Origin of the sequence: Nocardia sp. NPDC020380 (assembly GCF_044386975.1) — a bacterium.
Classification (GTDB): Bacteria; Actinomycetota; Actinomycetes; order Mycobacteriales; family Mycobacteriaceae; genus Nocardia.
Map to the genome: position 1 here is coordinate 1 of NZ_JBIRVQ010000012.1, position 6,296 is coordinate 6,296.

Annotated in this window: 7 protein-coding genes; all 7 read right to left on the reverse strand. The window is 67.7% G+C overall.

Annotated features, from left to right (window positions below; genetic code table 11):
* The coding region (locus ACH438_RS30770; protein ID WP_397011534.1) for a DUF222 domain-containing protein at positions 1-728 on the reverse strand (728 nt) is incomplete at its 3' end.
* 138 nt (positions 729-866) lie between these two features.
* On the reverse strand, positions 867-1,502 hold the full coding sequence (locus ACH438_RS30775) for a LysR family transcriptional regulator (RefSeq protein ID WP_397011536.1): 636 nt from the start codon (positions 1,500-1,502) through the stop codon (positions 867-869).
* Positions 1,499-2,629, reverse strand: a complete 1,131-nt coding sequence (locus ACH438_RS30780) for an AbrB family transcriptional regulator (protein ID WP_397011538.1) — start codon at positions 2,627-2,629, stop codon at positions 1,499-1,501. The genes ACH438_RS30775 and ACH438_RS30780 overlap by 4 nt, the downstream gene beginning before the upstream one ends.
* Before the next feature lie 57 nt (positions 2,630-2,686).
* On the reverse strand, positions 2,687-3,478 hold the full coding sequence (locus tag ACH438_RS30785; RefSeq protein WP_397011540.1) for an ABC transporter permease: 792 nt from the start codon (positions 3,476-3,478) through the stop codon (positions 2,687-2,689).
* A complete protein-coding gene (locus ACH438_RS30790) occupies positions 3,465-4,439 on the reverse strand; it encodes an ABC transporter ATP-binding protein (RefSeq protein ID WP_397011542.1) in 975 nt (324 codons plus the stop codon). The genes ACH438_RS30785 and ACH438_RS30790 overlap by 14 nt, the downstream gene beginning before the upstream one ends.
* Positions 4,402-6,012 carry an SDR family NAD(P)-dependent oxidoreductase gene (locus ACH438_RS30795; RefSeq protein WP_397011544.1) on the reverse strand — a complete coding sequence of 537 codons (1,611 nt, stop codon included), beginning with the start codon at positions 6,010-6,012 and terminating at the stop codon, positions 4,402-4,404. Before ACH438_RS30795 ends, ACH438_RS30790 begins: the two co-directional genes overlap by 38 nt.
* A gap of 50 nt (positions 6,013-6,062) precedes the next feature.
* A complete protein-coding gene (locus tag ACH438_RS30800; RefSeq protein WP_397011546.1) occupies positions 6,063-6,296 on the reverse strand; it encodes a hypothetical protein in 234 nt (77 codons plus the stop codon).

Consider the following 6,296-nt stretch of genomic DNA (forward strand, 5'->3'; position numbering starts at 1 on the left):
AGGTCGCGTTTCGCGCATGCCTGCATCACTTCCGCATCGATGGTGTCACCTGCGGAATCTCCTGTGGTCCAGGGGCTTTGCGGGTCCTCGGGGTTACACATGCCCGGCCGTGCCAGCTTCGCCAGCACCGGATCGAGGAGTGCTCGCAGTTCCGGAGTGATCTCACCACGGATCGTGGACATCCCATCCACGCGCTGTTTACCGATGATCAGTTCACGCATGCGTTGACGATCTTTGTCCTCGACCAGGGTTCCGTCGGGGTCGAGGTGGGCCAGGATGCGGTCACCGATCTTGGGCAGGTCGTCGGGCCAGCCGGTGCGCGCGTACTCGGCGAGTTGTTGTTCGACTGCTTCGGCTTGTACCGCATCGACATTCACCGGCAGCCGCTTCAAAATCTTCGCGATACGCCAGGCGTGATCGACGGAGATTTCTCCGGCCGCTTGTGCGGCAGCGGTGTGTGGCAACAGTGGTTCGAGTTCTTCGCCGCTGATCAGGCGCGGGCCCAGCAGTTTGGCTGCGTTCACGCGCGCGGCGGCTTCGGCGTGAGAGAGGCGCAGGATCGTGCTCAGGAATTGGGCGGTGCTTTTGGCTCCCACTCGTTCGGGGATATGGCGTTCGTCGACCTCGACCAGCAGTCGATGCTCTACGGCAGTCAGACGCCTTTTGCTGGTTTCGATTTCGCGCAGGATTTCGGTGATCTGGTCGTCGGTGAACGGGGTCGGGTTCAACTCGGTCAGCGCGTCGACCGCGGCAGCGAAAGCTGCTGTGGCGTCTGCTGTGAACTGGTTCCCCCCGGTGTCCATGCTCCCATTCTACTATCGAACATTAGTTCGAACAAGTCTAATTCTGTTGTGATATAAGGCGTTTCAGACATTTGGATCTTCGAGCCAGCTCTCCAGTAGCCGGCTCCAGGTGCTGTTGGCTCGGGTGGTGAGGGCCAGGGGTTGGTGGGGTGGGTGTTGGGTCAGGGGGTGGGCTACCAGGCCTCGGAGGTTCGTGGGGAGGTGCAGGACGGCGAAATCCAGTCGGCCGGTGCGTAATTGGGTGGTTTGGGTGGTGGGGTCGGCGGGGATGTAGGTGGGGGTTACGGGGTGGTGGGTGGTCAGGTGGTGGTTGATTTCGGAGAGGGCTGCCTGGGGGATGTTCGGGGGGAGGCCTATGCGGACCTGGAGAGGGGTGTTGCGGGCCAGGGCCAGGCCGGTGCGGAGTTCTTCGGTGGCTCGGGTGACGCTGGCCAGGAGGACTTCGCCGCTGGGGGTCAGGCGCATGCCCGTGGTGGTGCGGTCGAAGAGGGGGGTGCCTATGCGTCGTTCCAGGAGTTTGAGTTGCTGGCTGAGGCTGGGTTGGGAGATGCCCAGGCGGCGGGCGGCGGCGGTGATCGTGCCGGTTTCGGCGATCACGGCCAGGAGATTCAGGTGGCGGAGTTCGATGTTTCGGAGGTCGTCCAGCGGGCGGGGTGGGCGGGTGGTGGTGCGCTGGCGGGGTAGTGAGGTGGTGATCATCGTGGGGTGTCCCAACTGGCTGTTGCCGGTACCGGGGTGGCCGCTGCCGGGGTGGGGGCTCGGCGGCGGAAGAGGCGGGCGACTATCGGGACCATGGCGACCATGAGGACCAGGCGGATGCTTTGGACGCTGGTTATCAGGGGCATATTGGCGTCCATGTCCTGGGCGGTGGCCAGTACCGCGTTGATGCCGCCGGGGGTGGTGGCCAGGTAGAGGTCGGAGAGGTTGAGGGCTACGCAGCGGGAGAGGAGGTAGGCGAGGGCGGCGATGGCGGCGGAGAGGACGGCGATGGCGAGGGTCATGCCGGGGATCATGCGGGCCATGGCCACCACCGTGGATCTGGTGAAGCGGGCGCCGACATCGAAACCTATTAGTACGAACAGTAATTCGCGGAAGAGGTTGGTGGGGGCGTAGCCGTGGCTGATGCCCATGGCGGTGATGGCGGCGGTGAGCAGCATGGGGCCGATGAGGGCGGGGCTGGGGATGCGGAGCAGGTGCGCCAGGCGAAGTCCGATGAGGCCGAGCATGATCGCGATACACAGGCCGGCGATCTGATCGCCACGGCCGACGATCATCCAGTGCGGCAGATCAGGATTGGTGACCCGGCTCAGTACGGGGGCGGCCTCTTCGGCGGCGCTGCCACGGCCGAGCAGATGGGTCACCAGCGGGGCGCTGAGCGCGACCAGCATGACGCGCAGGTACTGCATGAACGCCACCTGCCGGGAATCGGCGTCGAGTTCGTCGGCACAGGACACCACCGCCGCCGACCCGCCGGCCAGTAGCCCGAGTACGGCGGTGGGCAACGGGATTCGCGTGCAGCGCGCGAACACCATGGCGACCAGCACACTCACCACCAGGGTCGCGACGGTGATCCCCAGTACCGGAAGCAAGGCGACGCCGATCGACGACAGCAGCGACGGTTCCAGATAGCTGCCCATCAGCACGCCCATCATGGCCTGCACGCCGATCGACACCGGTCGCGGCAGTGGTGCGGGCAGTCGTCCCGTGATCGCCAGCACGGCGCCGGCGGCCAGGCCCAGAATCATCTGGGAGGCCGGGAATTGCAGCCGGTCCAGTACTTCGGAGGTGGCGAGCAGTCCGGTCAGCAGCAGTATCCAGCCGATCACCTGTCTCCATACTCGGGGGGCTCGGGCGAGCTCCACTGTTGCTTGCACGTTCACCGCTCAACTCCGTCCAACCTTGGCGTGGCTCAATCTGAATCGGAAGACGGCGAGCAGGGCTCCCGCGCCGCCGACACCGAGCAGCACCAGGCACGGGGCGATGACGGCTCCGAATCCGGCGCCGTCGAGAATGACGTCCTTGAAACCGCGCAGCGCCCAGTACTGCGGTGTGAGCGGCGAGAGCGTCTGTGCCCAGTGCGGCAGCGTGTCCCGCGGGGCGATGGTGCCGCCGAGCCCGCCCAGGGCGAGCGAGCCGAGCTGCGCCATGATGGCGAGCTGATCGATGGTGCGGCACAACGACACCAGTGCGATGCCGAACCCCCAGGTGGCCACCGCCAGGGCGGCGGTCAGCAGGCCGATCGCCGCGATGGGGCCCTTGCTGTGCAGGTCGAACACCTTGAACGCCACCACCCACAGCAGGGTGAGCTGCACCGCCGAGAAGGCCAGCAGCGGTAGCGATTTCCCGACGATGATCTCCGCCGCCCGCACCGGTGCGGCCCGCAGCCGATCCCAGGTACCCCATTCGTGTTCCCGGAAGAACGAGGCGCCCAGCAGGGTGGTGATGAAGAAGGCGAACAACACGATCGAGCCGGGCCCGGCCTGCTCCACGCCATTGGCGTGCGGATACCCGGCCGAGAAACGCAACTGCGCCTTGTCGATCGGAGTCAGGAAGGCCATCATGCCGATGGGCAGCAGGGTGATCACGACCAGCTGCGCGGGATCGGAGCGGATGCGATGGAAGTCGGCCCAGGACAGGGCGCGGACGCGGTCCAGTGCGGAATCATGCAAGAGCATCGGAACTCCTCTGTGCCGAGTCGGCGATCTCCGCTGAATCCGCTGTGCGCCCATCGGCTTCGGCGTCGGCCTCCGCGACGATCGCCAGGTAGGCGTTCTCCAGGTCTGGGTGGTGGATTTCCGCCGACAGCAGGCGTTCCGTCTCGCCGCCGAGTGCGGTGAACAGCTGAGCCAGCAGCTGCCCGGGTGCATCGGTCGGTATACGCAACTGCCGGGCCTCGGCATTGACGCGGTACGCGCTGAGCCGGTCCGGCACCGGCCCGGAGAACTCCAGGCTCACAGCGGATTTCGCATAGCGCCGGATGAGATCGGAGGCGAGTCCGGCGGCAAGAATCCGCCCGTGATGCAGGACCACCACACGTGCCCCGAGCACTTCGAGTTCCGGTAGATAGTGGGTCGCGTACACCACCGCCGCACCCTGGTCGGCCAGGTCGCGGACCTCGCCGAGCAGATCCTGGCGCGCGGACACGTCCGCGCCGACGGTGGGTTCGTCCAGCCACAGCACCTGCGGCCGGTGCAGCAGGGCGACCGCGGTGTGCAGCCGGCGCTGCTGACCACCGGACAGGTGATGCGCCCGCGTGTTCAGGAAGGGTGTGATCCCCAGGCGTGCAGCCACTTCCGCGATCCGCCCGGGCAGTTCGGTGCGTCCCACACCCATGAGCCGGCCGAAGAACTCCATGTTCTCGCGTGCGGTGAGGGTGGGATAGACGCCGAGTTCCTGTGGCGCCAAACCCAATTGGCGGCGCGCTACCCGAGGCTGGGCGCCCATGTCGATCCCGGCGACGCGTACCGTGCCCGAGTCGGGCCGGATCAGGCCCGCGGTGATCTCGGCCATGGTGGTCTTCCCGGCCCCGTTGGGCCCGAGCAGGCCGAGCACTTCGCCGGGCGCGACGGTGAGATCGATTCCGGTCAGCACCCGCTTGTCACCGTAGGACTTGTTCAGCCCCTGGATTTCCAGCATGACGCACCTCCTCTACCGGTGTCGTCGGCGAGGTCACGTCGTCCAGATCCACCGGCTCCGTGGCGCGGCTCTCCAGCACGGCCACCTCGCCGGGCGCGAAATCCGGTGTGGTGAAGGCGCCGACGATGGCGGCGGCGACCGGACCCATCGGCGCGCTCGCGGCACGGCCGCCGGGCGTATTGGTGAGATCGGTCCACAGCCGTGGCGGTCGGACCACCGCGACCTGCCACGGATGATGTTCGGCCGCGTAGCGGGCGAGGGCCTCGGTCGCGCATTTCGCCGCGGTGTAGTGCGCCCACCAGCGTGGTGGATCATCCACCGCGGCCGAGGAAACGAGCACCACGGTCGCGTAGGGCCGCAGCCGGGTGGCGCACACCGACAATGGGGCGAGCACCAATCGCGCACTGTCACCGATGAAGTCGGCCGCGCAGTCCACCGCGTCGGGAGCCAGCGGCAGGCTCGGAATGGCCGGTGCGGCGGGCACGACCACACCGTCGAGCGGAATCGCGGGCAGTGCCGCGGCCAGGGCGTGCGGGTTGCGGGCATCGGCCAGCACCAGCTTCAGCCGATCCCGGTACGGTCCCGCGGCGGCGAGCAGCTGGGTGGGTGGCCGGCTGCAGCTGACCAGCACGGTCGCGCCCTGCGCGGCCAGGCCGAGTGATACCGCCGCGCCGAGGCCGCGACTACCGCCGACGACCAGGATGGTGCGGTCGGCCAATACGTTCGAGGGCGGAACGAATTCGGCGAGCGCATCGGGATTGGGCGCCGGGACCTGTTCTCGGACCAGGCTCTGCACGGTGACATCGGCGTTCACGCCGCAGCGAGTGTGCGCCCGCAGTGTCACCAGCCCAGACCGGCGATCGACTTCGGTTGCGTCGGTATGGAATTCGAGGGCACCGAACCCGGCCTGCTGGAGGTCGATGGTGCAGGCCACCAGCAGAGCGTCGCGGCCGGGAGTGCTCATACCGGTCCAGTAGCTCACCCAGCCGAGCAGGGTGGCGATGTGCTCGGGCACCCGCCCGCCGACCAGCCGTTCGGTCAGCTTCGCGATGAACCGGTGATCGGCGGCATACGACCCCTGTTCCAGGCCGGGCGGATCGGCGGGGTCGAACAGGCGCGGCCGCGGCCGGTGCGGCCGGGGACGCACCGTGTGCTCGGAGAACCGCAGGCCCAGGCCGAAGGTGCAGTGGATGCCCACGACCTCGACACCGCCGAAGCTGACCCGCCCGCGCACCACGCCGCCGTCGCCGCGCGTCCAGTTGATCTCGTAGCGGCGGCCGGGCAGCACCGGCTGGCGGAAGGTGACCCGGATCTGTTCCAGCGCACGCGGATCGGTGGTCTCGAACAGTACGGCCAGCGCGAGGGTGAGGACCAGCGTGCCGTGCGCGATGGGCCGGCCGTAGGGGGAGCGGCGGGCGAAATCCTCGTCGACGTGCAGTGGGTTCCGGTCGCCCACCGCGTCGGAGTAGATGCCGACATCGCGGTCGGCGAGCCGGAATGCCCTGTTGCACAACGGTGCAGGCCTGCCGTTCTTCGAGGCGGCCTTGAGGTGGGGGAGAGTTCTGGTGTTCATGACGGCCTCGTTACTCGTGACAGCCTGGGTACCCGTGCGGGTTCTGGTGTTCATGACAGTCGCGCCGTCTGTGCGGTCGCGACGGCGTCGGCGATTTCGGTGAGTGAGCATTCGCTGGTGAGCAGGCGTTCCGGAAGTTCCACCGCGAAGGCGTTTTCCACCGCGTACACCAGCCGGACCTGAGCCAGCGAATCCCAGAGATCCATATCGCCGCGCGCGGTGCCGGGGCCGTGCGCGGCCGGTTCGCCGACGACGGTGGCGAACACCTCGAGCAGTCGGGGCAT

Coding starts and splice junctions, on each gene's coding strand:
- ACH438_RS30785 (WP_397011540.1), bottom strand. CDS start 3,478: ATGCTCTTGCATGATTCCGCACTGGACCGCGTCCGCGCCCTGTCCTGG.
- ACH438_RS30800 (WP_397011546.1), bottom strand. CDS start 6,296: ATGCCCCGACTGCTCGAGGTGTTCGCCACCGTCGTCGGCGAACCGGCC.
- ACH438_RS30775 (WP_397011536.1), bottom strand. CDS start 1,502: ATGATCACCACCTCACTACCCCGCCAGCGCACCACCACCCGCCCACCC.
- ACH438_RS30790 (WP_397011542.1), bottom strand. CDS start 4,439: ATGCTGGAAATCCAGGGGCTGAACAAGTCCTACGGTGACAAGCGGGTG.
- ACH438_RS30795 (WP_397011544.1), bottom strand. CDS start 6,012: ATGAACACCAGAACTCTCCCCCACCTCAAGGCCGCCTCGAAGAACGGC.